The organism is Clostridium coskatii, assembly GCF_001675205.1.
Taxonomy (GTDB): Bacteria; Bacillota; Clostridia; order Clostridiales; family Clostridiaceae; genus Clostridium_B; species Clostridium_B ljungdahlii.
Genome location: NZ_LROR01000086.1, coordinates 1 through 1,657, shown reverse-complemented (window position 1 = coordinate 1,657; position 1,657 = coordinate 1). Strand labels below are relative to the sequence as shown.

The 1,657-nt window shown below is 37.8% G+C and carries 1 protein-coding gene; it reads right to left on the bottom strand.

All coding sequences use genetic code 11. The features are described from left to right. Window positions 1–64: 64 nt before the first annotated feature. Window positions 65–1,363: an IS110 family transposase gene (locus tag CLCOS_RS18485; RefSeq protein ID WP_082976978.1), complete on the bottom strand. Its 1,299-nt coding sequence runs from the start codon at window positions 1,361–1,363 to the stop codon at window positions 65–67. Window positions 1,364–1,657 lie beyond the last annotated feature (294 nt).

Here is a 1,657-nt window from a genome sequence, read left to right as displayed (position 1 = left end):
TATGTTTTTCTTAAAAAAGGGCGCACAAAATAGACGTTCGAATTTTTTGACAAAAAATCGAATGTTAGTTCGTCTTGATATGAAATTCGGTGTCTAATTTTTCACCGGTGTACAGTTGGTTTTTGACCAGCAAACCAAAAACGAGTCGTACGAATTTACGAGATGTCAATGCGAGTGCTCTTTTGTGCTGATGTTTCGGAACTTCGCTGTATTTTTTAGCGTAGTAATCCCGATACTCAGGAATGTGTCTTCTGACACTGTTGGCGGCTTCACCAAGATAATAACGCAGATAAGTATTACCAGCTTTCTGCATACAAGTATCTTCTCCATCGAAGTCACCAGACTGATTTTTTGACCAAGTAAGCCCTGCATACTTGGCTAAAGCATCAGATGAATGAAAAATAGTTATATCGCCAATTTCAGCAATGATTCCAGCTGCAAACACAGGACCGATACCATTAATTGATTTGAGAATGGTAAGTGCATTAGGATTCATGCCTTTGATTGTTTTTTCAATGGCATTATCAATAGCCTTAATTTCTTTCTTAAAAGTATCAATACAGTTGAAAGAACTTGCCAAAGAGATGTTTAAAGGCTCATAAAGGCATTTGTCAAGGCGATAGGAATTACTCGCAGCTTTCTTCAAAAGCTCAGTAGTTTTTGAAATATCTGTAATTCTGTTCTTACTTTTTTCAGCAATGAATGTAAGCAGTTCTTCTTCAGAAGTATCGATAATCTCTTGAGGAGATAAATATTCTGTAAGAATAGCAGATGAAGTGGCACCATAAATATTGCTAAATGGCTGGTTTTCTCCGCTAAGGAGCTGTAATTCACTGAATTTGAGATATAGGTTAGAAACCATATATGTCTTTTCTCTGGTAATACATTCTGTCAGATGCAAGCGATGTCTGGTAAGACGTTTTAAAGCCAAAAACTGGCTTCCACGCCAAGGCTGTATTTCGATTAAACCAGCTCTTGCAAAATCAGCAATAATAAAGGCATCCAGAGGATCCGTTTTAGCCATAGCAGTAAAAGCCTTCCTATAGTTAGCTGTCATCTTTGGATTTAGACAGAAAACATAAGGCTTGAATGGAAGCAATATTTCGCAAGTAGAAAGATGGTTCGCTATGTGAATGTTATAAACAGAAGTAGATTCCATAGCAATCACAATGGTATTCAAATCAGAATGAGCAACCATACAATCTTTGATTAAAGCAGAGAGTTCATCTGCACCAGGCTGATTGTTGGAGAAAGAAGTTTGTATATATTTGTTTTTGTAAAAATCCATTGCATAAACAACATTGGATTTGGAACTGACATCAATACCGACAAACAAAGTAGACATAAAGTTAATCTTTAACATGATATCACCATCCTTTCCGATTAAGTATTTTTGAAATCTGAAGCAAAAGGTTTATCCCGGGCATCATGTAGTGACCGCAACCTCGCGTAATCAGCATGCACCCTGCCAGCTTTTTTGCTGGAGCTACGACAGGGGATGAAACATCTGTGTAAGCGGAATATGCCGCGTGAGCCAGGCTGAAAGCTTAAAAAGCAGACACAACAAGCGTTGGCTGAAAGGAGTGAAAGCAGTGCCTTGGGACATCAGACTCTGCTGATATCATACCATAGGATAACCTTTATTGAATATATAAAT

What these genes read in the sequence shown, in the direction of transcription:
- CLCOS_RS18485 (WP_082976978.1), bottom strand. Translation starts at nt 1,363, where the DNA reads ATGTTAAAGATTAACTTTATGTCTACTTTGTTTGTCGGTATTGATGTC.